This is a genomic window from Bacillus sp. FSL M7-0307 (assembly GCF_038627835.1).
In the GTDB taxonomy this organism is placed as follows: domain Bacteria; phylum Bacillota; class Bacilli; order Bacillales; family Bacillaceae; genus Bacillus; species Bacillus altitudinis.
In genome coordinates, this window is the sequence record NZ_CP152023.1 from 3,583,680 (window position 1) to 3,607,066 (window position 23,387).

Genomic DNA, 23,387 nt, shown 5'->3' on the forward strand with positions numbered 1-23,387 from the left:
AATCCAATGATCATCAAGACAACAAAAATAAAGAGAATGAGTTTGAGCATTCTCATGGTTTATCCCCTCCCACTCATCTAACTTATCATATCTAGAAGAAGCGCTACCTAAAATTTACATAAAAAAAGACAAAAGCGATTCATCACTTTTGTCTTTTTCTCTTTATTCTGTAATCACTGTATGAATCAAAGTCGGAGCATCGGCATGGTCATCAATGCGGATATTGTCATAAATTTTCTCCATGACATTCGCAACATCTTCACGGTTTGCATGCAGCGTCACGAGAGATTCGCCTTTTTCTACACGATCGCCTACTTTTTTGTTTAGCATAATGCCAACAGATAGGTCGATATCGTCTTCTTTTGTTGCACGTCCTGCTCCAAGAATCATCGCTGCAACACCGATTTCGTCTGCGACGATTTCAGCGATCACACCTGATTCTTTTGCCGGCACTTCGATTTGATATGGTGCTTGCGGCAGTTTTTCCGGTTGATCTACAATCGAGCCGTCTCCACCTTGGTTTTCTAAAAACTCCTTGAATTTCTCAAGTGCTTTGCCGTTTTTCATGACTTCAATTAGCTTTTCTCTTGCTTCATCAAGTGTCTCTGCTTTTTTCGCAAGAACGACCATTTGACTTCCTAATGTGAGCACAAGCTCGTTTAAGTCTTCAGGGCCTTCGCCTTTAAGCGTGTCAATCGCCTCTTTCACTTCAAGGGAATTTCCAATCGCTAATCCTAGCGGCTGAGACATGTCTGAGATGACAGCCATCGTTTGTCTGCCAACATTATTTCCGATACGAACCATTGCTTTTGCAAGCTTCTCAGAGTCTTCAGGTGTTTTCATGAAAGCACCTGCACCTGTTTTCACATCTAATACGATTGCATCTGCGCCAGCAGCGATTTTCTTACTCATAATAGAGCTTGCAATGAGCGGAATTGAGTTAACAGTTCCTGTCACATCACGAAGGGCATACAGTTTTTTATCAGCAGGTGTCAGGTTGCCTGATTGTCCAATGACCGCTACTTTATGACGGTTCACCAGCTCGATGAACTCGTCTTTTGTAATTTCAACGTGGAAGCCTTTGACTGCCTCTAGCTTGTCGACTGTTCCACCCGTATGTCCAAGACCACGCCCAGACATTTTTGCAACAGGTACATCAAGTGCTGCAACAAGAGGAGCGAGTACAAGCGTTGTTGTATCGCCTACACCGCCTGTTGAATGCTTGTCTACTTTAATGCCGTCGATAGCAGACAGGTCAATTGTGTCCCCTGAGTTTGCCATAGCAAGTGTTAAATCTGCACGTTCTTGATCCGTCATATCTTGGAAGAAAATCGCCATCGCCAAGGCACTTGCTTGGTAGTCAGGAATTGTTCCGTCCGTATAACCTTTGACAAAGAAAGAAATTTCCTCTGAAGATAATTCTTTTCCGTCACGTTTTTTCGCAATGATATCTACCATTCTCATTGTTTTCACCATTCCTTCTTTAGTTTAGTAAATCAAACCGACAACGCCTGCTGTTAAGAAGCTGACGAGTGTTGCACCGAATAACAGCTTTAATCCAAAGCGTGCGACAACGTTTCCTTGTTTTTCATTTAAGCCTTTCACTGCTCCAGCAATGATACCGATAGACGAGAAGTTCGCAAATGACACAAGGAATACAGAAATGATCGCTTCTGTACGAGCAGTGAAATGAAGACCGTCGCCAGATAGAGCAAGCATCGCTACAAATTCGTTAGATACCATTTTGGTCGCCATAATACTTCCTGCTTGTACCGCTTCACTCCATGGTACACCAACAAGGAAAGCAAATGGTGCAAACACATATCCAAGTACATCTTGGAAAGAAACACCGATGACAGCTGTGAAAATGCCATTAATCATCGCAATTAATGCAACGAATCCAATCAACATCGCAGCCACAACAATGGCAACTTTGAAACCATCCATAATGTATTCGCCGAGCATTTCGAAGAAAGATTGTCTTTCTTCTTCTACGACTTCAAGCATGTCTTCGTCTTTCGACACTTCATATGGATTGATGATAGACGCAATAATAAATCCACCAAATAGGTTCAGCACAAGTGCTGTAACAACGTACTCAGGTTTAATCATTTGCATATACGCACCGACAATGGACATTGATACAGTCGACATCGCAGATGCACACAATGTATAAAGACGCTGTTGAGGTAATAATCCAAGCTGTTTCTTAATGGAAATGAACACTTCGGATTGACCTAAAATCGCTGACGCTACGGCGTTGTAAGATTCTAGTTTCCCCATTCCATTGACTTTACTAAGCAAATAGCCAATTCCGCGTACGATCAGCGGAAGGATACGCCAATGTTGCAGGATACCAATCAAGGCAGAAATGAAGACGATCGGCAGCAAGACATTGATAAAGAAAGTTGACGCATTATCATTCATTAAACCGCCAAATACGAAGTTGATCCCTTCACCAGCATAGCCTAGAAGCATTTGGAATCCTTTTGCAAAGCCACCGACTAGGAAGTTCCCAACACCTGTATTGAGCAGAATATAACCTAAAATAAATTGCAGTACAATCATGACAATGACTGGACGGAATTTCACTCGCTTTTTCCCGTTACTTGCCAGCCATGCAATGGCGAGAATCACCAGCAAACCGATAATACCAATGACGTATTTCATGTTTTTCCTCCTTGAATGAATTCGTTTACATTAATGTGCTTGTATAGAACAAACCCTATTTCGCAAACAAATTGCGGAAGAAAATCCCAGAAATGAGATCCTTCCGCATATGACTTTTTCATCATCTAATCAGTCATGAATGTTATCCTACCATAGGATCGTATGAATTAATAGTCTTTAGAAGGAGCTGATTGATCCCCTTTAATAATGGAAACGCCTGCACTGGCACCGATGCGGGTTGCGCCTGCAGCTGTCATCGCTTCTACGTCTTCTTTTGTTCTTACGCCGCCTGATGCTTTGACACCGATGTCAGGTCCAACTGTTTTACGCATTAATGCGATGTCCTCAGCTGTTGCACCGCCTGTACTAAATCCAGTCGATGTTTTGACGAAATCAGCGCCAGCTTTTACAGAAAGTTCACAAGCTCGTACTTTCTCTTCATCTGTGAGTAGACAAGTTTCAATGATGACTTTCACTAAGGCTTTGCCTTTTGCTGCGTCTACAACGGCACGAATATCTTGTTCAACTGCATCATATTCGCCATCTTTCAATGCCGCAATATTGATGACCATGTCCACTTCAGTTGCACCGTTTTCAATGGCATCCTTTGTTTCAAATGCTTTCACTGCTGTTGTGTTTGCACCTAACGGGAAACCGATAACTGTACATACATCAACGCCTGTTCCTTCTAGTTCTTTCGCCGCAAGAGATACCCAAGTTGGGTTCACACAAACGGAAGCAAATTGATATGTCTTTGCTTCTTCTAGTAACTGCATGATCGCAGCTTTAGATGTATCTGGTTTTAGTGCTGTATGATCAATGAGCTTTGCTATTGTCATGGTTCACACTTCCTTTTAATTATGATACTTTCATCATAAATGACTGTTGAACAATTGTAAACATAGTTATGAAATTTTGTTCATCTATTTTGTGACATTTAAAAGAGCTCTTGCTGTGTGCTGATCGATCATCAATACGTTCGCATATTTTCCTCTCAGCGCCCCATGGATAGAAGCAACCTTTCGATGTCCACCAGCAACAAGAATGGAGCGCTCTTTTGTTCTCAAATCATCAAGCTCCACCCCGATTGTGCGATTGTTAATCGCTTCACTGCAAATGCGTCCTTCTTGATCATAAAAACGCGAACAGATATCTCCAACACTGGATGTCTTGAGTAGCGCCTTTTCTTCTTCACGGAAATAACCGAGTCTAAACAAAAGCGCCTCATCTCTTACCGTCCCAACAGTAAACACAGCGATATTTGCCTGTTTGCCCATTTCAATAATGCGCTGGATATGTCTGTCCTGTTCGACCATCTCTTTAACGGTGGCACTATCGAACACAACAGGCAGCGGCAAATAGCGTGGTGCCGTTTGAAAAGCTGATGCAAACAGCTGGATCGTTTCCGCAGAATATGTATTCACATGTGAATGGCTGATTCCACCTTTCAGCTGAACAACTTCTACCCCTTTTACCTGTTTAGGTTGCATCTTTTGAGCAATTTGATACATCGTGGTGCCCCAGCTCACTCCAACGATATCGCCGTCTTTCACCGTATTCTGAAGATAATCTGCACCAAACCGGCTCAAGTAATCAGTAATCGTTGGATAATCGTCCTTTGGTGAAAATACCACATGAGCCTCGAGCAGATCATATTTTTCTTTCAGCAATGAGGACAGCTCATTTAAATCCTCAAATGGGTCCATCACTGTAATTTGGACGTACCCTTTTTCCTTCGCATACTGAAGCAGACGAGACACCGTTGGCCTCGACAGGTCAAGCTGCTTGGCGATTTCCTGCTGACTGTAATCAGATAAGTAATAGAGCCTTGCTGCTTCAATACTTAATTGCTGTTTCTCCCGATCCATTTGTACGCCTCCTTTTTTCCTCTATCATAACAAATTGTTCACTTCACCATGCACAAATGTTCATTTAAAGAAAATGGTGTAGGCTGCGTGAAAGGTCTCTTGCTTCTCTAAAGTTTGAATGCCGAATTTCTCCTTATACTGCCCATTCGTCCCTTCCATATCAGCGATCCCATACCAAGGCTCAATACAAACAAAAGGAGCCATTGTTCCCTTTTCTTGATCATATGGAGACCAAATACCAACGAACGGAAAACCACTGAGATCGACCTCAATGCCGTGACCTGCTTGAGAAATCAATGATACTTGATGAATATGACTAAAGATCATTGCATCGTTCTGAAAAAGTTCTGGGCGAAGTTGAATCGGCTCAAACTCAACACCTTTCTCCTTCTCTCTCACAAGTGAATCATGAAGTTCATATTGGACTGGATCATGTTCGGTGGAAGGTGCCAATGTAAGTGAATAATCAGCTGTCTGCTCGCCTTCAACAAGCGGGACATGAAATGCCGGATGCCCGCCAATTGAGAAATACATCGTGCCATCTCCTTCATGAACAATTTCCCAGGAAATCGTTAGTCCATTTTCCGACAGTGCATAACTGATGCGCGCTGTAAATTCATACGGATATTGTGACGTGTGACGGCCATTTGATTGATATTGAAAAACCACCTGATCTTTTGCTTCTTCAAATAGTTCAAAATCAACATCACGCAAAAATCCATGCTGCGAGAGTTGATACGTTTGATCGTCTATCTTGTATTGATCATCCTTCAACCGTCCGATAATCGGAAATAAGACGGGCGACACTCTGCCCCAATAAGCAGGGTCACCAGACCACATATATTGACGTCCACTTTCTTTATGAAGCACCTCTCTCACCTCGGCACCTCTCTCATTGATTTGAACCAATAACAGATCATTTTCAATCGTTCTCATTCAACACATCCCCTTTCCTTCTTCTTTTATTATGACAGGGATTTTCGGTTTGAGTATAAAAATAAGAATCCCTCAAGCCTTAGAAAGTTTCTTCATATAAAAAAATTTTAAAAAAGACAGAAATTCGCCAACAAAATGTAATGCTGATTCGTCTAATCTTATATAAAATAAAAGAATCGTTGTTCTTTTGGAGTGACAACAAAAAAGACGCGTTTGACATTGATGGGGGATTCTTTTTCATGAACAGCAAGGAAAACCGTTTACGTTACATATTAGGATTAGATGGGCTGAGAGCTGTTGCCGTATTGGCGGTCATTGCTTATCACTTACATATTGAACCCGCAAGCGGCGGGTTTCTTGGCGTTGATTTGTTTTTTGTGATTTCTGGTTACTTGATTACAACCATCTTGCTGCATAAGCAGGATTTGGGTTATCAAGAGCTTCTGCCTTTTTGGATGGGCCGCATCAGAAGGCTGCTTCCAGCTGCCTACGTCATGATTTTTTTAATCGTCAGCTGGTGCGCCATTGCTGGTTCAAATGCATTAATGTCCATTCGTGGCGATGCCTTATCGTCCTTTTTTTATGTGAGTAACTGGTGGTACATTTTTCATCAGCTCTCTTACTTTGACAGCTTCAATGCTGTATCTCCACTAAAAAATTTATGGTCTTTGGCGATTGAAGAGCAATTTTATCTCATTTGGCCGGTACTGTTGATTGCTGGACTGAAATGGGTGAAAAATAGATCCCATCTTCCTATGATCACCTTTGGTCTGGTACTTGTATCTGCGTTATGGATGGCCATTCTCTATTCACCGGATACTGACCCGAGCAGGATCTATTATGGAACAGACACACGTGCGTTTGCACTCCTCATCGGGTGCAGTCTTGCATTTGTCTGGCCCATGCACAGACTTTCCAGCAGAAAATTACTTCCTGTCGGCAGACGTATACTACATATAGCCGGATTCGGTTCGATGGTCATTTTCCTCTTATGTGTTTATGCAGTCGACGAATTTGACGGCTTTCTCTACCAAGGCGGTATGCTTTTATTCTGTCTGAATGCAGCGATCTTAATTGCGTGTGTCTGCCATCCTGCCAGTCTTATTGGGAAATGGCTGTCTTTTCAACCACTCGTTTGGCTCGGGAAGCGGTCTTATGGCATCTACCTATGGCATTATCCAATTATCGTGCTGACCACACCGGTCATTGAGATTGGACAGCCTTCTATGGGACGTGTCACATTGCAGCTCATCGCAATTCTACTCATATCAGAGGCTTCCTATCGTTTGATCGAACAGCCGATTCGTAAACTCGGGTTTAGACACTATTTTGCCTCTTGGTCGATTTGGAAAACAGGAATCAAGCAATGGTCTATGTCCAATAAAGTGTTTCTTGGGATTGCCGCAGTCCTTTTGATTTTATTTACCATTGGTATGTCTAGCTCGTCTCATACATCCCCGCATGCACAAGAAGTAACACAAATTAAGACAGCGCCCCAAAAGGCAGGCGGTCAGACAGAATCAAAAGTGAAGAAAAAGAAAGACAAACATGAGAAAAAAGCAGCGGATCAGAAGCAGTTTCGCCAAATTCTTGCTATTGGTGATTCCGTCATGCTAGACATAGCGCCGAATCTTGAAAAAGCATATGCACAAATCACCATCGATGCAAAGGTTGGCAGACAAATGAACGAAGCCGTCAACATCGCTCCTCAGTATGCTTCATTTAATCAATCTAATGCCGCTGTTATTATTGAGCTTGGCACAAATGGTTATTTTACAGAGGGGACTTTGACCTCATTCATTCAACATTTCTCGAAGGCTCATATTTTTCTTGTGAACACTCGCGTTCCAAGATCTTGGGAAAATGATGTGAATGCAGTCATTGAGCGTGTGGCCAATCAACATCACAATGTGAGCTTAGTCGATTGGCATTCAGCCGCTACCGGACAGCCGTCCTATTTTCAGCCAGATGGTGTTCACCTTTCCACAAAAGGCTCTGACACATTGACTCAGCTCATTAAAGCCAGTATCAAGAAAAAAGGAGATGTGTCCTCAGCATCATAAGAAAGCTAGCATCCTGTGAAGACATGTGTGCAGTTGCTCTGCGTATTTTGATAGAAGATTCAAAAAAAGACATGCTTTCCAATGATTGGAGGCATGTCTTTTTTTGTGATGGATGAGCACGGAGCTGCATTATGTTTTACTTTTAAAAGACCAAACGATGACAGGGATGAGAATTAACGATAAAATTTCTCCGCTTAAAGATAATGTAGCATAACTCGTATTCGCTACGACCATTCCTGAAAGGGCACCGCCAGAAGCACCTGCTAACGCAACAAAAACATCGAGTGTTCCTTGGGTTTTTGCCCGGGTTGATGGATCTGTAGAATCCACTATTTGAGCAGTACCACTAATTAAACCAAAGTTCCATCCCAATCCAAGTAAAGACAAAGCAATGATTAATAGAATCATTGAATCACTTGGTGCGAATGCTGCTAATAAACCAGCAAGTAACAATGTGATGCCCGACGCTATGCTCATAGCTGTTCGTCCTAGTTTATCTACAAGTACACCCGTGATAGGTGAAGGAAGATACATGGCCCCTATATGAAAACCAATTACAATGCCCACTTCGGCTAATCCATGACCATGATGCTGCATATGCACCGGTGTCATGGTCATGAGTGCAACCATGACAATTTGAGTTAAGATCATAACCGTGGCACCTACTGTAAGCCCTTTTTTATCTATTTTTTTATCAGCAGCATCTCGTTTATTTCCATGCCCATGTTCTGCTTTGTAAGCTGCTATTCTTCGGGCAATGTCTAACGGATCAGGACGCAGTAGAATAAAAAGGACAAGACCAGCTACAATTAGTGATGCTGCTGATAAAATAAAGGGACCAGCAAGTGCTGGAACACCAATTGATACTGCAAATTTACCCATCACTTCAACTAAATTCGGACCTGCTACTGCTCCAAATGTTGTCATGACCATTGTTGTACTAATTGCAGTTGCACGCTGTTTAGAATTCGCTAAGTCCGTCCCAGCATAACGCGCTTGTAAGTTTGTGGATGTTCCTGCGCCGTAAATGAAGAGCGATGCAAATAATAAAATGACACTATTCATCATAGCTGCCAGCACAACGCCAATTGCTCCGAGCCCTCCAGCAACAAAACCTGTCGATAAACCGATGCGTCGTCCATAACGTTGCGAAAGCTTTCCTACAATGAAAGCTGACCCAGCTGACCCCAAAGTAAATAAAGCGATTGGAACTCCTGCATACGCTTCAGTCCCAAGCATTTGTTGCGCTAAAAGAGCACCTACCGTAATTCCTGCGGCTATTCCAGCCCCTCCAAATATTTGCGATAGACTGACAACGAACAATACTCGTTTATATAATTTTTTCAATTTTTGGGGTGAATCTATATAATTCTTCACTACATCTTGTTCTGTATCTAGCACTTGTAAACACCCACTTGAGATTTATTTTCCAAATATAATCATTATGTCAGTTCAGTCTACAATCCTCGATTTGAATCTCTTTCACCTCTCGGCCATTTACATGGAGAGCAAGCTGTTGTTTTCGGATCATAGACACCTTGTTTTTAAATGGATCATGAATAAAGCGCCCACATGACTGACCTGTTCTTTTGAGCTGACGCGTATCTTTTGTCGTTTTCTTTTATACCGTTAAAAGGCTGGCTCTCAATGCTAATGTGTGTTTTTCCTTCGTTTTTTGATCCACCAACGCAAAATCACCATTCTCATACGCTAATGAAAATAATTCTTCGATATGAAAGACACCTGCCTGAAACTGCCTGCTCAATACATGCAGTGCCGCAGCACTTGCGACTTGAGCCGTTGCTTGAGACTCATCGCGACCTTTTATTCCAAGCGCTGCCTGATGAATTTCGTTACCCTTCATTCCTACCGCTTCCACTTTCACTGCATATTGATCTGTACCCATTTGAGCAGATTGAATCAGTGAAATGGCTCGTTCCTTGATTTTCGGCATCGTGAGAAGGGACGTCATTCCGAGTTTCCTTGTGAGAGCAAATGCACGTGTCGCTACGCCAGAATCAAAACAGAGCCTTGTTGTCACAGAAGGCACATGGAGCGTCGAAGGCAATGTTTGCTGGTCAGAGAAAGGGAACTGATAGGCTTGCCGCTTTCCAAGCGTTTTGCCAAAATCAATGCGTTTCCCTCCAGTAAAACTTTTGACTTTCTTTCGCTGATGATTCTTCGTCAGCTCATAATCCGTATGCACATGATCAAGCGTCCATTCAATAGCTGCTTTTCCATGCTGGTCACCTAGCCCAAGCATGATACTAATATCAATTTGCTCCACAGAGGTCAGAATAGATGCCGCCTTCGCTGCAAGCAAATTGGTGAGACCAGGTGCAAGACCTACGCTCAGCACAGCCGTTGCGTTCAATTGCTGCTGATGGACCTTTGCTAGCTTCTCAATATAGGCTCCTTTTGCCGAGATATCTAGATAATCAATGCCTGATCGTAAGCATGTTTCAGCAAATGACGTGTCATCTTGATCAAGACACATGATCACGAGTTTCGTTTCATCCATCCAGTCCGTATCCACTGGTTGTCTTACGTCTATCTGAAATGGACGTACACGCCCATTCGTTTGGCGTGAAAATTGTTCAGCCTTCTCATAACTTCGGCCAGCCGCAAAGACTTGCCCTGGATACACGTCACTTAATTGAAGACATATTTGCTGCCCCACATGTCCATAGCCGCCTATCACTATCACTTTTGACCTCATTTTCCAACCGCCTTTCTATTGCCTCTTTTACAAACAATCCCTTTGATCATGCCAGCTTGAAAATAAGGTCTGATGTCTTGAAATCCTGCTTCGGTTAATTGTGCTGTCATCTTTTCTTCAGACACGGGATATGTTGTGACACCCAGCCTTTCTCGGAAGGACGTAAACACTTCCTTTTCCAAGCCTTGACGCTTCATGAAGAGAGAAAGCATATGAAGCTCCTGCTGAAATGCAGGCGTTTCTGGGTCTCCTTGAATAAACGCCAGCACGAGCGGTGCCCCTGGCTGAAGCCGGCGGGCGATCTCCTGTAAAAAGGGCAGCTGATCTTTTACAAAATGAATGACAAGCAAACTTACTGCTGCATCGTACGACTTTTCAACCGGCACTTTGTCTAAGGCCATCTCATACCATGTGACGCGATCTTGCATATGAAGCTGTGCCACTCTGCGCTTGGCCATATCAAGCATGGTTGGAGATGGATCAACCCCTATGATATGCCAGTCTTTATTTCTTTGAAGCATGTTGATGATCTCTTCGCCCCCACCTGCTCCGACTGTTAACATGCGAGAAGCCGCTCCCATTAATTCGATTTCTACTCTATCCACTGTCAGCTCATGCAAAAGATGATAGCCCGGTACTTTATGTGCAATTGTCGCCGCATAGGATTCAGCAACAGGATCATGCCAATGTTGATTTACACTCATATGTCTTCTCCTCCAGTTTCCGCTTTGCTTCGTTTCCTTTACACTAACGGTATGTTATCTTCATTGTAAGAAGATAGATGAGAAAAAACGATCCCTAAAAGTGGGGATATTGAGGAGGAGATCAAATGAACAATCCAGCCGCTCATTTTCAGCAGCTGAGAAAAAACATTCGAGATGAACTTGCTGCTATCTGTGATTTTGATGCTGCCTGTATCACAACCATTGATCCAGCTACTCTCCTCTCGACGGGTTCTTTTACAGATGAACCGATTGAAGCCATACATAACGAGCTGTTTCAAAATGAATATTTAAAAAAAGATGTGCACCAGCATGAAGATCTAGCGAAAGGTCCTGTCCACGCTGCCAGTCTCGTCCAAAGCGGAGAATACACCAATAGTGGTCGATACCAGCACATTTTGTTACCTAACGGATGGGCAGATGAATTGCGGGCAGCCCTTGTGATTCAAGGTGAATGCTGGGGAATTGCCAGCCTTTATCGGAAAAAGGAGAAGGAACCTTTTCATGAACAAGACATACAAGCGGTTAGTCGCCAAACACCAGCACTAGCTGCCAAGCTGAGAGATGAACTTTTTAAAAGAAGAGAAACGGAAGAAGATGAAACGGCGGAACACCAAGGCTTCCTCATTCTTTCACACGATTACCATCTTCTTTATGGAAATGAAACCGGACTTCATTGGCTTCACACCTTCCAAACCTTTGAGCAAATTCATGACGGTGCCGTCATGCCCCGTCCGTTTAGAGCATTAGGTGCTAAGCTTTTATATGGCGGCGGTGACCAAACAGCGGTCAGCATCACCAGAATGCCGACAGGGCGTTTTCTCTCTCTTCAAGCATTTCGATTAGCACAGGCAGCCGGGCAGGAAGAGGCTGTCATGATTCATATTAAACGAGCTCAAACAAGTGACATCCTTCCTTATATAGCGAAAACATATCGGCTGACAGAAAGAGAAATGAACGTCCTTGACTGCTTAATCAAAGGACAATCCACAAAGGAAATTGCCAGTACGTTATTTATCTCGCCTCATACGGTGCATGACCATGTAAAGGCGATGCTCGAAAAAACAAATTTGAACAGCAGACGTATGCTCGTTTACTTTTTCTCACACATATAAAAAAGCGGCTACCTCATTGGTAGACCGCTCTTTCTTTATTTTCCGATGACTCGCTCATGCAGAACATGTGCGACTCCTGCTTCGTTATTGGATTTTGTCACAACATCCGCAACTGCTTTGACATCTTCAATGGCATTTCCCATCGCAACGCCACAGCCCGCAAATTCTAGCATCGACACGTCGTTCCCATTGTCACCAATCGCCATCACTTCTTCACGAGAAATCCCCAGTTCATGCGCTAGAAGCTTCACGGCATTCCCTTTGCTCACATCAGGATGAAGAATTTCTAGGAAGAAATCTGTGCTTTTTACCATCATGTACTGATCCTTCACTTCAGATGGAATGGCTTGTATCGTCTTTTCCAAACGTTCCGGCTGATCAATATACATCATCTTCGGAAGTCTCATGGATGGGTCTGCCTCTTCGACAGGTAAATACTTAAGCGGCAATTTCGTTAAGTACGATTCAAGTACCGTGTATTCACTAATATCCCGATTTGGTGTATATAGATGAGCTGAATCGAAATAATGCATAGGTGTATCCAGCTGACGGCTCAGTTCATATAAAGAAGTCAAATCATCATAGGATAAAGTTAATTCTGATACGACTTCATTTGTATGGCTGTTTTGTACAAGCGCTCCATTATAGGCGATGACATAATCCCCCTCTTGATCGAGCTGCAGCTCTTTTAAGTAGCGATGCACCCCGCCAATCGGCCGGCCTGTACATAAGACAATTTTAACGCCTTCTGCCTTCGCCTGTTGAATGGCTTCAAACACCTCATCCGGCACCATATGCTGATCATTTAATAACGTACCATCCATATCAATTGCGACTAATTTATACATTCACTGCTCCCCTTTTCTCAGCAAAACGTGCTGTCACTATTTTGAGTGACCATCTACATGATCACATGCTGTTCATCATACTATGTACCTATTTTAGCCTATCGTTTTTTTCTCACACTGTCTACTTGTTCATATCTGTAACAAAAAATCACTTCATCCTCATCTATTATAACCTATTCTATGAAATCCGCTGTGAATAGGACAGACCTGTCATTTTAACAGTATGAAAAGGAACAAATGTTCATCGGAGAACATTTTGAAACTAGCAAATCTAATTGTATGATGGATAGCAAAGAAAGGAGGTGCAGGGAATGATTACATTTACGAGAGGGAAATTGTCGAAAATGTCTGGTGTACATATTGAAACCATTCGTTTTTATGAAAATGAGGGTGTGCTCCCCGAGCCTAAGAGAGCACATAACGGCTATCGTTTATATGATAAAAAATATGTACTCATGCTATCCTTTATCACTGAAGCAAGAAAGCTAGATTTCTCACTCAAAGAAATTCGAGAAATTATCACGTCACTATTCGAGAAACAGTCGAAAACAGAAGCGGAACAGCTACTCGAACAAAAAGTAGAAGATATTCAAAAATCCATTCAAGAGTTAAAAAAGAGGAAGGCGGCCATTCAATTGTTAACAAAACAAACATTAGCTAACATTAGTTAATTGTAAGGGCTGCCAAAGATGTGCCGGTATTTTTTACTGGCACCCCTCTGCGACTAGCTGTTAAGTACACGTTGTATGAAAACATCAGGTATACTAGAGACAGCTTGACGTGACATCAATCGTATGGAAGGGGTTATGAATAGAATGAGAATAGCAACCATTGGAACAGGTGTGATTGTGGAAGGTTTCCTCCAGGCAATTGAACAGCTTGAAGGTGCTTCTTGCCACGCTGTCTATTCAAGAAAGGAAGCCACGGCAAAGAAACTCGCAGATCAATTTGGGGTGCAAACGACTTATACGGATTTAACCGCTATGTTAGAAGATCCCCACATAGAAGCGGTATATATCGCATCACCCAATCGTTTACATAGCGAGCATGCCACGGCTGCTTTGAAACACGGAAAACATGTGATTTGCGAAAAGCCTTTTACCTCTAATGTGAAAGAGCTAGAAGCCTTAATCGCTCTCGCAAAGGAAAAGCAGCTCTTCCTATTTGAAGCCATTACAACCGTTCATATGCCCAACTATCATTTAATCAAAAAACACCTTCATCAATTAGGCAGAATCAAACTCGTTCAATGCAACTATAGTCAATATTCAAGTAAATATAATCAACTGCTCGCCGGGGAAACGCCGAATGTCTTTAACCCAGAGTTTTCTGGCGGTGCCCTCATGGATATTAACATTTACAATGTTCATTTCATTATGAATCTATTTGGTTCACCGAAAGACGTTCGTTACCAGGCCAACCGCCATCCAAACGGCATCGACACATCTGGTGTTTTAACTTTTACTTACAATGATTTCATCGCCACAAGTGTTGGCAGCAAAGATACAAGCAGTATGAATTTCGCTTTGATTCAAGGGGAAAAAGGGTTCCTGCATGTGAAAAATGGTGCGAATGGCTGTGAGGAAGTGTTGCTGCATATAGGAGACCAAGTCACTTCACTCAATGCACAAACCAATTCAAACCGCCTGTTTTATGAAGCAGAAGCATTTCAGCATATCATTGAAACAGGAAATGTCGAAAAGTGTTATGAATGGCTTGATGACAGTCTTTCTGTCATGAAGGTTCTTGAAGCCGCTAGGAAAGACGCGGGTATTGTTTTCCCAGCGGATCATGCTTAAATAAAAAAACCGCCTTCTGATGAAAAGGCGGTTTTTTGTGACATTAGATACTCTTTGAATATGCCACCAGACGCTGAGACATATGATTCACTTCATCAACTGAAGCGTTCACTTGCTCTGTTAAAGCAGCCTGTGTTTGCGTAAGAGCTGTCATATTGGAGATATTTTCAAGAATTTGATCGATTTGTGTTTTCATTTCAGTTAAACTAGATTCGATATTTTCTGTCGCATTGGCACTATGAAGAGCTAGCTTACGCACTTCATCGGCAACAACTGAGAAACCGCGGCCCTGCTCGCCTGCTCTTGCCGCTTCAATTGCGGCATTCAAACCAAGCAGATTCGTTTGGTTTGCCACTTCTTTGATCAAGTCTGAAATGTTCTTCGTCTCATCTGCACTGTTTTTCGCCAGATTAGCAGCAGACGTTGACTGCTCTTGAGCGACAGCAAGCTCCTGTGCTTGGTTTGTCACAGAGCTGATGCCAGATACCATTTCACTAATAGAACTTGAAAGCTGCTCTACTTGAGAAGCCATTTCATTCGCTGTTTTTTCTTTATTTTTTTCTAACGTAATATCACGAATCGTTCCTGCGACACGTAAAGGGACACCCTTCTCATCACGAATGGTCTCACCGCCCGCATGATACCAGCGGTACTCGCCATTTTTACTCTGCAATCTATAATCAATGTCAAATGGTGTGCGGCCAGAATGGTCATTTAAGTGATCCGCAAAGGCCTGGAGAGCCGATTCTTTATCTTCAGGATGCAAACGATCACTCCAGCTGCTCAACACGTTCGGGAAATCCTTTTCATCTGTAAAACCAAGCGTTTTTCTAAACTGCGGAGACCACCAAAATTCATTGTTTGGATTGACAGGATCACCAGCCTCTACAACCATATCCCAAGGAGCTTCCACAAGCGCACGGTTGATCAAGTCATATCTTGTCACGAATGCTTGCAGCTCTTCTTCTTTCAATTTCTGATCATGAATATCAAAAAGAGCCCCTGCCACACGAAGAGGTACCCCATTTCGATCTCGAATCGTCGTTCCAGTTGCTTTGAACCAGCGATACTCGCCATTTTTCAACTTCAGACGATATTCGATATCATACGGTGTACGGCCAGAATGATCCAATAAATGCGTAGAGAATGCATTCAAAGTGTATTCCTGCTCATCTGGATGAATTCGAGATGCCCAGCTGTCTAAGACATTAGGAAAATCGTTTTCATTTTGAAAACCTAGCATTCTGCGAAAATCATCTGTCCATGTGAATTCGTTTTTTGGATTCACAGGATCTCCTGCTACAACCGTCATATCCCATAGACCCACTTGAATCGCTTTTGTCACTAAATTCATACGCATATGAATATCTTCTTGCGCTTCTTGCATCTTTTGTAACGCTTCATTTATTTGAGCCACAGCTTCTATTGTTTGACTAGAAGAGAATGCAGCAGTATCAATTCTGGCTGAAAAATCTCCCTTCTCAATTCGTTCAACTAATTGACTGCTTTCACTTAGAAGGGCCCCCGACGATGAATCACTTGCTTTTCTCATAAACATCTTCAATAACTCCTTTCATTCTTCCATACTTTTTTGAAATATTTTACAGTTATAAATAATTCTTTATTAGGACTTTAGTAATACAAAAGATATATCGACAAAAACTGAAAATTGTTTATGTCAGAATGAAGGCAAATGATCATTTTTTCACGAAGTTTCAGATTTTGGGGATGGGTCATGGAAAGGATTTATGGAAGAAAACGGCTCATTTGATAGAATCAACCGCCTATTTTGTCTGAAAAATCTCTTTTTTTATATTGACACTGACCGCTCGAAAAAAGAAAATGGAACATAAGCATTTTAAAAAAGGAGAACGTCATGAGCGCGAATCAGGAACAACACGAATTAAAAAAGCTTTTATCGCCGCGTCATATTCGCATGATTGCGATGGGCGGGGTCATTGGTACAGGAATCTTTAAAGGAAGTGCCGATACAATCGGCTTAGCAGGTCCTGGAGTCATCTTTTCCTATGTATTTGCTGGATTGCTTCTTCTCATTGTCATGGCGGCTTTAGCTGAAATGGCCATCGTCTATCCGGGGAATAACCTTCGCGACCTCATACAGATTGCGCTTGGTCAACGTTTTTCATTTGTTGTCGGATGGGTTTACTGTTTTATGTGGCTCACTGTATGTGTCATTGAAATCATTGCAGCGGGGAGTTTGCTTCAATATTGGATGCCAAACGTACCTTTATGGTCTTTATGTTTACTTTGCTCGCTCTTAGTCATCGGAATTAATTTAAATAATGTAAAATACTTTGGTGAAATTGAGTTTTGGTTCGCTGGAATGAAGATTTTCGTTATTATTGTGTTTATTATTCTCGGTGCTGCATTATTATTTGGAATCATTCCGAGCGAACAAAGCACGCCTGTTCTCACCAACTACCAAAACTTTGTCCCGAACGGATGGGGTGCTGTCTTTGCCTCATTATTAGTGGTGATCTTCTCGTATGGAGGCTCTGAATTGATCGGGCTGACCATTACAGAAACAAAGGATGCAGAAAAGGTATTACCTGGTGTTGTCAAAAGTATGATGTGGCGCATCATCTTGTTTTACACACTGCCGATTTTGATTATTTGCGGACTCATTCCTTGGAATCAAATCGATCCGAATAACAGTCCTTTTGTCCAAGTCTTTTCAGCAGCTGGCATGCAGGGTGCCTCTCACTTCATTAATTTCGTCTTAATTACAGCTGTTCTATCTGCCGCCAACTCTGGTATTTACGGCACGACGAGAATGATTCATTCTCTATCTAAATCAGACGGCGGTCCAAAAAAGCTGGCACAGGTCAACAAAAGAGGTGTACCTATTTTAAGTTTATGGGTGACCGTTCTGTTTCTTTTAATCGGAACATTCTTTGCTTACTTGTACCCAGATCAAATTTTCAGCTATATGCTGGCTATCCCTGGTTTTGCGGTTTCTCTTATTTGGATCAGCATCTGTCTGGCACATTTGAAACTGCGTCCAAGATATCCGCAGGAGCCGTATTTCAAAGTTTGGTTATTTCCGTATTTCACTTTATTTGCTGGTCTTGTACTCAGTGTCAGTTTTGTTCTGTTCCTATTCAGACCAGAGAACTTACCTAGCTCGATTATCAGTATCGGTTTCTTAGCAGCCGCCATCATTGCTTCATTCTTAATGAAAAAGAAAGCTTAGAAACGCAAGCAAAAACCCGCCTCAGTGGCGGGTATCAAATTGTTGACAAAGGGCTAAAATGAACTTGATTTTAGCCCTTTGTCTTCTTTTCAGCGTGATAGAAAACCTTTGCAGTCTAGGAAGGACGAGTACTGGCGCGGAGCGAATTTGACATTCGTGAGCACCAGCGCGCAGGACTGACACCGAATGCGAGGGTTTGTCTACACGCTGAAACCCGCCTCAGTGGCGGGTTTTTTCATGAGCAGCTGCTGCGACTTCGAAATCAACAGACGCTTTTGGGATGCCGTTGATGATGATGGTTAATGTATGAATGCCCTCATAGTGCTTTCTCGTTGTCATATTTTGAAACGACTGTGACCGGACAAATTCTCTATGCAGCGTCGATCCTGTTTCAAATTCTGTGATTTTAAATACCTTTTGATTGCGTGTACCACGAGCTTTCACGTAATCAACAGCATACTCTACGCGCAGCTTTAATGGCTTATCTGCCTGAAGAATAAAATGAAAGGTCAGCTTCTCTCCAATACGAACGGGGTCTTGCATCACCTTCAAATCCATTACTTGGATAGACGGATCATCTCCATAGCCAAATAAAGCCATGATATCTGGATCGCCTTTTTTCAATAACGTACGGGATGCATGTTTGACAATCCAGTTTGTATGTTCATTGGTTCCATACCAGCTTTTGACCATTTGCTTCATGAGGTCTGGCTGAATTGCAGAAATATCATTTAAATGATTCGCTACACTTTTTTGCACATACTTGGCCGAATCTGACTTCAAGTTTTCCAAAATGGGCAGCGTGACAGAAGGGTCCTTTTTCAGCGCAGGGACGGATAATCCCCACGGCAAACGAGGCCTGCATCCTTCACTAGCGAGACGGCGAATATGTTCATTTTGATCCTGTGACCACACAAGCATCTGCGCCAGCATTTTCTCTTGATCTTGTATGAGAAAAGGTCGAACGGCAAATTCAGCAGTGGAAAACGGTGTAAAGAATTCAAGTGTTTTGATCGAGATATCCCAATGGTCAACACCATATGTCTCGACGTAGTCTGGAAATACGAGCGCACTGAGCCCTGTAAAATGCGGTGCTGTCTGACGCAGTACATCGATTGCCTTCTCATAATCCTCAGGCAGACAAGCGTGCATCGATTCAGTCACTCTTCTCATTCGTCCTTTTAACTCCAGCTGCTCCCAATCCTCTTGAAACACGAGCTGCTGAAAGTGATCAGCATCAAATACAGTTGACGCTTGCGCAAGTTTTTCTGCTAAATGTTGAATAAATGGTTCATTATATACATGTTTTAAAGGTTCGATCATGTCCGCCTCCCATAGCTCAATATCATTATTTTATCCTAAATTGTCAAAAGCGGCATAACAACAAGCCAAAAACAGCCCAATCCCGAAGAATTGAGCTGTTGTGCCGTTATATAAACATATTAATGATCATAATAAATGCAATGGCGCTAACGGAAATGATGGTCTCCATAGCCGTCCATGTCAAGAACGTCTCTTTAATGGTCATACCAAAATACTCTTTGATCAGCCAAAAACCAGAATCATTGACATGAGACAAAATCAGTGAACCCGCTCCTGTTGCTAAAACAAGCAGCTCTCTGCTCACATCCGGCATGGATGCAGCGATTGGGGCTACAATTCCGGCCGCTGTCATCATGGATACTGTAGCAGATCCTGTTGCCACACGAATAACCGCAGCAATTAGCCAGCTAAGTAAAATCGGTGAGATTGGGGAGTGTTTGGCTAAATCAGCAATATAATCCCCAACACCTGAATCGATCAGTACATTATTGAACGCTCCGCCTGCACCAATCACAAGCAGAATGGAAGCGATCGGTCCCAAACATTCATTACTAAATGACAGCACTCGGTCACGGCTCATCCCTTGTATAAAGCCAAGGCTAAAGAAAGAATACACTGTTGCAATCAATAAAGCTGTTATGGGATCTCCAATGTACTTGAACATCTGATACCACATACTATCCTCTGGCAAAATAATATCCGCCAACGTGGCAAGCAGCATAAGAATGACCGGCACCAAAATGGTAAACATCGTATTCGCAAAACCAGGAAGCTTCCGATCAGCATGTCGTTCCGTGAATTGCTTTCTGAGCATCTCTGGAACTGGTTTATGTATTCGTTTTCCAATCCACTTACCATACAACGGTCCAGCAATAATAGCTGTTGGCAAACCGACGATGATTGAAAAGAAAATCGTTTTCCCCACGTTGGCATGATAGATGCCTACTGCTGCCATTGCAGCTGGATGAGGCGGGACTAGCCCATGCACAACAGACAAGCCTGCGATTAATGAAATCCCAATCGTCACGAGCGAAATGCCCGTTTCAATCGCAATGGTAAAGAGTAAGGGAATGAGAAGAACAAATCCGACCTGGAAAAAGACAGGTATCCCCACGATAAAGGCTACAAACATCATCGCCCAATGCACATTCTTCGTCCCAAAACGACTGATGAGTGTTTGAGCGATCCGCTCAGCGCCCCCTGACTCAGCCATCATTTTCCCAAGCATGGTCCCAAGCGCTAGCACAATCGCCAGTAACGATAACGTGTTCCCTAATCCCGTTTTAATCGATTGAATGATTTCCTGTAAATCCATTCCTGTAGCAAAACCTACTAGCATAGAGGTAATAATCAAACTCACAAACGGATTCAACTTAGCGACTGTAATGAGAATGAGTAAAAGGACAATCGCCGCAATCACAATGAATAAAAGCATGTTCTCCCACCTTTTCCCCGATGTTTAACGATTTTGTTTTAATTGCAACGCACTAATGACATCAAATTCATCCTTCAGTTTGTCATAGAGACGCTCATATAAATAAAATAGCTCTATGTATGTTTCGTTGTTCTCCATATTTGGTTCATGGCGAGCAGAAATACGAATCCATTCCTGTACTTCTTCTATCTCTTCCATATGACCTAAACTATGAAGTGCAAGGACAGCCGCCCCAAGTGCGGAAGCCTCGTAGCTTTCTGGAACGAGAACTTCTCTGCCCATCGTATCCGCCAAAATCTGCCTCCATAGCGGGGATCTCGCAAATCCACCAGAAGCCCGGACATCCTTCGCTGGACCTGTTAAATCTCTTAGTGCCACACCGATCGAGAAAACACTCATAATGACGCCTTCTAACACGGCTCTAATAAAGTGCTCGCGCTTATGCTGAAGACCAATCCCGAAGAACGTGCCTCTTGCGTTTGGATTCCAATAAGGTGCACGCTCACCTGTTAAAAATGGTAGAAACAGCAGTCCTTCTGAGCCAGCTGGAACCTTCTCTGCAATATCAATCATCAGATCGTAAGGGTCTACACCTAGACGCTTCGCTACCTCCACCTCTGACGACCCAAATTCATCCTTCAGCCATCTCAGCATAATCCCGCCGTTATTGGTCGGTCCTCCGACTACCCAGTGCTTGTCCGTCAATGCATAGCAAAATGTTCTTGATTGCTCATCTGTAATCGGCTGATCTACGACTGTACGTACTGCACCACTTGTCCCAATCGTGACTGCTACCTCACCTTTGCCAATCGCACCAACACCAAGATTCGCTAGGACACCGTCATTTGCACCCACAACAAATGGTGTATCTTCTTCAATGCCCATTCGCAGCGCAATTTCTGGCTGAAGCCCACGCAGCTGATGCGTCGTTGGAACAAGTTCAGACAGCTGATTCACCTGAATTCCTGCAATACGTAGTGCCTTCTCGTCCCATTGAAGCGTTTCCAATCGGAACAGTCCTGTTGCTGATGCGATTGAATAATCGACCACATACTGACCGAAGAAATGATAAAGAACATACTCTTTGATGGAAATGAATTTTGCTGCCTGATTGAAGACGTCAGGTGTCACTTCCTTGATCCATCGTATTTTTGAAAGCGGTGACATTGGATGGATCGGTGTTCCGGTTCTTTTATAAATTTGAAAGCCATCTAAGTCCGTTATGATTCGTTTCGCTTGTTCTGCACTTCTGTTATCAGCCCAAATGATACTGTTTGTTAATGCTTTTCCATTCTCATCCATGACGATTAACGAATGCATCGCCGTACTAATTCCCACACCTATGAGGTTTTTTGCATCAAATGCTGCTTTCGTCAATGCGCCTCTTACACTCGCAATCACAGCATCTAAAATATGTTCAGGGTTCTGCTCAACCCATGCTGGCTGGGGGTGAATGAGGTCATAAGGAACAGAATGTTTTGATATGACTTTCCCCTGTGGTCCAAATAGAACCGCCTTTGTACTTGTTGTTCCAATATCCAAACCAATTACCGCCTGGTTTCCCTTCATCTGTATCACGCCCAATCATTGATTTGAAATAAAGTGTCGTGGTGCCGGTGTACCTGATAAATCCCATTATAGGAATATTTTTTTCGACATTCAACGATCAAAAAGAAAATAATTTTTATTTAAAACCTTAGAATCGTTACCACAACAGCATTTTTCACTAATAGAAAAATTTATTTTTGAAACCATTACACTCTTTTTTGAGAAATGGTTTCTCTCATTTGCTTTAAGTTTGTTAATGTTTCCTGCTGCCTTAAATGTGCAAGCGCAAAATATAGCACATCAATCACAGTAAGCTGGGCAAGCCTAGCAGACATCGCTTCCGTTCGGAAAGCCGTTTCTTGCGTTGATGTATACAGCGTGACATCTGCAAGCTGACTCAATGGAGAACGCTGATAGCTTGTAATGCCAATGGTTTTCGCTCCTTTTTCCTTGGCTATTTTCATAGCATCCAGTAAATCCTTATTTCGACCAGAATGAGATATACCAAGCACTGTGCTCTTTTGATCAAGCAGACCTGCCGACATCGCTTGAAAGTGAGAATCTGTATGAACAATACAGTTGATGCCTGTTCTCATAAATTTGTGGAAAGCATCTGTGGCGATGAGGCCAGACCCACCACTTCCATAAAACTCTAAGCGCTCTGCCTCATGGATTAATTGTACAGCTTTTTCTACATCTTCTGGATTCAACAATTGAAAACTATCCTTTAATGCAGTGATGTTTGCCTGAAATACCTTTTGCATAAAAACGGCAGTATCATCGTCAAGACTCATCTCTTCATCTACATAATCAGGCTTCGTTTGGTCTATTTCCTGGGCAATAGCAATCTTCAAATCTTGATACCCCTCAAATCCAAGCCTTTTACAAAGACGAAAAATCGTTGCCTCTGAGCTCGCTGTCTTTTTGGCAAGCTCGACAATCGACAAATGGATGATGTCGCGGGGCTCACTTGTAATGTGCTCAGCAATTGCTTTCAGTTTTGGCGGCAATCCTCTGCTTGCTGCCCTTATCTTATCCATACTACTTAAACTGACAGAAGCCAATTGACTTCACTCCTTCCTCATTCATGTGAGCGCATACATTTCCTCATGTTCCCATCTTATAAA

The 23,387-nt window shown here is 42.7% G+C and carries 19 protein-coding genes; 5 read left to right on the plus strand and 14 right to left on the minus strand.

Annotated elements, in window-relative coordinates; all coding sequences use genetic code 11:
* Window positions 1-162: 162 nt before the first annotated feature.
* From MHI41_RS18360 to MHI41_RS18380, 5 genes are all read right to left on the minus strand, one after another.
* The gene (locus MHI41_RS18360) at window positions 163-1,464 is read right to left on the minus strand and encodes a pyrimidine-nucleoside phosphorylase (protein WP_035702607.1); all 1,302 of its coding nucleotides are present in this window, start codon (window positions 1,462-1,464) and stop codon (window positions 163-165) included.
* A 24-nt stretch (window positions 1,465-1,488) separates the two neighbouring features.
* Window positions 1,489-2,670, minus strand: coding sequence for a NupC/NupG family nucleoside CNT transporter (locus tag MHI41_RS18365; protein WP_017368363.1), 1,182 nt, complete (start codon window positions 2,668-2,670; stop codon window positions 1,489-1,491).
* Window positions 2,671-2,837: 167 nt separating this feature from the next.
* Window positions 2,838-3,509 carry a deoxyribose-phosphate aldolase gene (gene deoC / locus MHI41_RS18370; protein WP_007498018.1) on the minus strand — a complete coding sequence of 224 codons (672 nt, stop codon included), beginning with the start codon at window positions 3,507-3,509 and terminating at the stop codon, window positions 2,838-2,840.
* Window positions 3,510-3,593: 84 nt separating this feature from the next.
* On the minus strand, window positions 3,594-4,538 hold the full coding sequence (locus MHI41_RS18375) for a sugar-binding transcriptional regulator (protein ID WP_008345726.1): 945 nt from the start codon (window positions 4,536-4,538) through the stop codon (window positions 3,594-3,596).
* 60 nt (window positions 4,539-4,598) lie between these two features.
* Entirely contained in the window at window positions 4,599-5,474 is an 876-nt protein-coding gene (locus tag MHI41_RS18380; protein ID WP_342494388.1) for an aldose 1-epimerase family protein, read from the minus strand.
* 239 nt (window positions 5,475-5,713) lie between these two features.
* Between MHI41_RS18380 and MHI41_RS18385 the strand changes: the two genes are divergently transcribed.
* The gene (locus MHI41_RS18385; protein WP_342494389.1) at window positions 5,714-7,537 is read left to right on the plus strand and encodes an acyltransferase family protein; all 1,824 of its coding nucleotides are present in this window, start codon (window positions 5,714-5,716) and stop codon (window positions 7,535-7,537) included.
* A gap of 129 nt (window positions 7,538-7,666) precedes the next feature.
* On the opposite strand, the gene MHI41_RS18390 is transcribed toward MHI41_RS18385, so the two are convergent.
* The 3 genes from MHI41_RS18390 to MHI41_RS18400 form a co-directional block, all read right to left on the minus strand.
* Window positions 7,667-8,938: an MFS transporter gene (locus tag MHI41_RS18390; RefSeq protein ID WP_342494390.1), complete on the minus strand. Its 1,272-nt coding sequence runs from the start codon at window positions 8,936-8,938 to the stop codon at window positions 7,667-7,669.
* Between the two features lie 220 nt (window positions 8,939-9,158).
* Window positions 9,159-10,256 carry a saccharopine dehydrogenase NADP-binding domain-containing protein gene (locus tag MHI41_RS18395; RefSeq protein ID WP_019743597.1) on the minus strand — a complete coding sequence of 366 codons (1,098 nt, stop codon included), beginning with the start codon at window positions 10,254-10,256 and terminating at the stop codon, window positions 9,159-9,161.
* Window positions 10,253-10,960: a class I SAM-dependent methyltransferase gene (locus MHI41_RS18400; protein ID WP_342494391.1), complete on the minus strand. Its 708-nt coding sequence runs from the start codon at window positions 10,958-10,960 to the stop codon at window positions 10,253-10,255. The genes MHI41_RS18395 and MHI41_RS18400 overlap by 4 nt, the downstream gene beginning before the upstream one ends.
* A 125-nt stretch (window positions 10,961-11,085) precedes the next feature.
* Between MHI41_RS18400 and MHI41_RS18405 the strand changes: the two genes are divergently transcribed.
* Window positions 11,086-12,093: a LuxR C-terminal-related transcriptional regulator gene (locus MHI41_RS18405; RefSeq protein ID WP_272511262.1), complete on the plus strand. Its 1,008-nt coding sequence runs from the start codon at window positions 11,086-11,088 to the stop codon at window positions 12,091-12,093.
* A gap of 35 nt (window positions 12,094-12,128) precedes the next feature.
* On the opposite strand, the gene yidA is transcribed toward MHI41_RS18405, so the two are convergent.
* A complete protein-coding gene (gene yidA / locus MHI41_RS18410) occupies window positions 12,129-12,941 on the minus strand; it encodes a sugar-phosphatase (protein ID WP_008345739.1) in 813 nt (270 codons plus the stop codon).
* 311 nt (window positions 12,942-13,252) lie between these two features.
* Between yidA and MHI41_RS18415 the strand changes: the two genes are divergently transcribed.
* Both MHI41_RS18415 and MHI41_RS18420 read left to right on the plus strand, forming a co-directional pair.
* Window positions 13,253-13,612 (plus strand): MerR family transcriptional regulator, encoded by a 360-nt coding sequence (locus MHI41_RS18415; protein ID WP_007498034.1) that lies wholly within the window; start codon window positions 13,253-13,255, stop codon window positions 13,610-13,612.
* 144 nt (window positions 13,613-13,756) lie between these two features.
* Window positions 13,757-14,740: a Gfo/Idh/MocA family oxidoreductase gene (locus MHI41_RS18420; RefSeq protein ID WP_046344808.1), complete on the plus strand. Its 984-nt coding sequence runs from the start codon at window positions 13,757-13,759 to the stop codon at window positions 14,738-14,740.
* A 43-nt stretch (window positions 14,741-14,783) separates the two neighbouring features.
* Here the strand turns inward: MHI41_RS18420 and MHI41_RS18425 are convergent, their stop codons facing one another.
* Entirely contained in the window at window positions 14,784-16,298 is a 1,515-nt protein-coding gene (locus MHI41_RS18425) for a PAS domain-containing protein (protein ID WP_050826765.1), read from the minus strand.
* 318 nt (window positions 16,299-16,616) lie between these two features.
* Between MHI41_RS18425 and MHI41_RS18430 the strand changes: the two genes are divergently transcribed.
* Complete coding sequence (locus MHI41_RS18430; RefSeq protein WP_007498042.1) at window positions 16,617-17,954, plus strand: amino acid permease; 1,338 nt, start codon at window positions 16,617-16,619, stop codon at window positions 17,952-17,954.
* Window positions 17,955-18,173: 219 nt separating this feature from the next.
* Here MHI41_RS18430 and MHI41_RS18435 read toward each other — a convergent pair whose 3' ends face one another.
* The 4 genes from MHI41_RS18435 to MHI41_RS18450 form a co-directional block, all read right to left on the minus strand.
* Window positions 18,174-19,277 (minus strand): DNA alkylation repair protein, encoded by a 1,104-nt coding sequence (locus MHI41_RS18435; protein ID WP_224564394.1) that lies wholly within the window; start codon window positions 19,275-19,277, stop codon window positions 18,174-18,176.
* Window positions 19,278-19,383: 106 nt separating this feature from the next.
* Window positions 19,384-20,712, minus strand: coding sequence for a GntP family permease (locus tag MHI41_RS18440; RefSeq protein WP_048002495.1), 1,329 nt, complete (start codon window positions 20,710-20,712; stop codon window positions 19,384-19,386).
* Window positions 20,713-20,736: 24 nt separating this feature from the next.
* Complete coding sequence (gene gntK / locus MHI41_RS18445; protein WP_206115869.1) at window positions 20,737-22,281, minus strand: gluconokinase; 1,545 nt, start codon at window positions 22,279-22,281, stop codon at window positions 20,737-20,739.
* A 185-nt stretch (window positions 22,282-22,466) separates the two neighbouring features.
* The gene (locus MHI41_RS18450) at window positions 22,467-23,300 is read right to left on the minus strand and encodes a MurR/RpiR family transcriptional regulator (RefSeq protein WP_272511328.1); all 834 of its coding nucleotides are present in this window, start codon (window positions 23,298-23,300) and stop codon (window positions 22,467-22,469) included.
* Window positions 23,301-23,387: the final 87 nt, after the last annotated feature.

Excerpts from the sequence above, each read along its gene's own strand:
- deoC (WP_007498018.1), bottom strand. The coding sequence starts at position 3,509 with ATGACAATAGCAAAGCTCATTGATCATACAGCACTAAAACCAGATACA.
- MHI41_RS18365 (WP_017368363.1), bottom strand. The coding sequence starts at position 2,670 with ATGAAATACGTCATTGGTATTATCGGTTTGCTGGTGATTCTCGCCATT.
- gntK (WP_206115869.1), bottom strand. The coding sequence starts at position 22,281 with ATGAAGGGAAACCAGGCGGTAATTGGTTTGGATATTGGAACAACAAGT.
- MHI41_RS18400 (WP_342494391.1), bottom strand. The coding sequence starts at position 10,960 with ATGAGTGTAAATCAACATTGGCATGATCCTGTTGCTGAATCCTATGCG.
- MHI41_RS18430 (WP_007498042.1), top strand. The coding sequence starts at position 16,617 with ATGAGCGCGAATCAGGAACAACACGAATTAAAAAAGCTTTTATCGCCG.
- MHI41_RS18395 (WP_019743597.1), bottom strand. The coding sequence starts at position 10,256 with ATGAGGTCAAAAGTGATAGTGATAGGCGGCTATGGACATGTGGGGCAG.
- MHI41_RS18420 (WP_046344808.1), top strand. The coding sequence starts at position 13,757 with ATGAGAATAGCAACCATTGGAACAGGTGTGATTGTGGAAGGTTTCCTC.
- MHI41_RS18450 (WP_272511328.1), bottom strand. The coding sequence starts at position 23,300 with ATGGATAAGATAAGGGCAGCAAGCAGAGGATTGCCGCCAAAACTGAAA.
- MHI41_RS18435 (WP_224564394.1), bottom strand. The coding sequence starts at position 19,277 with ATGATCGAACCTTTAAAACATGTATATAATGAACCATTTATTCAACAT.
- MHI41_RS18375 (WP_008345726.1), bottom strand. The coding sequence starts at position 4,538 with ATGGATCGGGAGAAACAGCAATTAAGTATTGAAGCAGCAAGGCTCTAT.
- MHI41_RS18360 (WP_035702607.1), bottom strand. The coding sequence starts at position 1,464 with ATGAGAATGGTAGATATCATTGCGAAAAAACGTGACGGAAAAGAATTA.
- MHI41_RS18385 (WP_342494389.1), top strand. The coding sequence starts at position 5,714 with ATGAACAGCAAGGAAAACCGTTTACGTTACATATTAGGATTAGATGGG.
- MHI41_RS18380 (WP_342494388.1), bottom strand. The coding sequence starts at position 5,474 with ATGAGAACGATTGAAAATGATCTGTTATTGGTTCAAATCAATGAGAGA.
- MHI41_RS18415 (WP_007498034.1), top strand. The coding sequence starts at position 13,253 with ATGATTACATTTACGAGAGGGAAATTGTCGAAAATGTCTGGTGTACAT.
- MHI41_RS18440 (WP_048002495.1), bottom strand. The coding sequence starts at position 20,712 with ATGCTTTTATTCATTGTGATTGCGGCGATTGTCCTTTTACTCATTCTC.
- MHI41_RS18425 (WP_050826765.1), bottom strand. The coding sequence starts at position 16,298 with ATGTTTATGAGAAAAGCAAGTGATTCATCGTCGGGGGCCCTTCTAAGT.
- yidA (WP_008345739.1), bottom strand. The coding sequence starts at position 12,941 with ATGTATAAATTAGTCGCAATTGATATGGATGGTACGTTATTAAATGAT.
- MHI41_RS18405 (WP_272511262.1), top strand. The coding sequence starts at position 11,086 with ATGAACAATCCAGCCGCTCATTTTCAGCAGCTGAGAAAAAACATTCGA.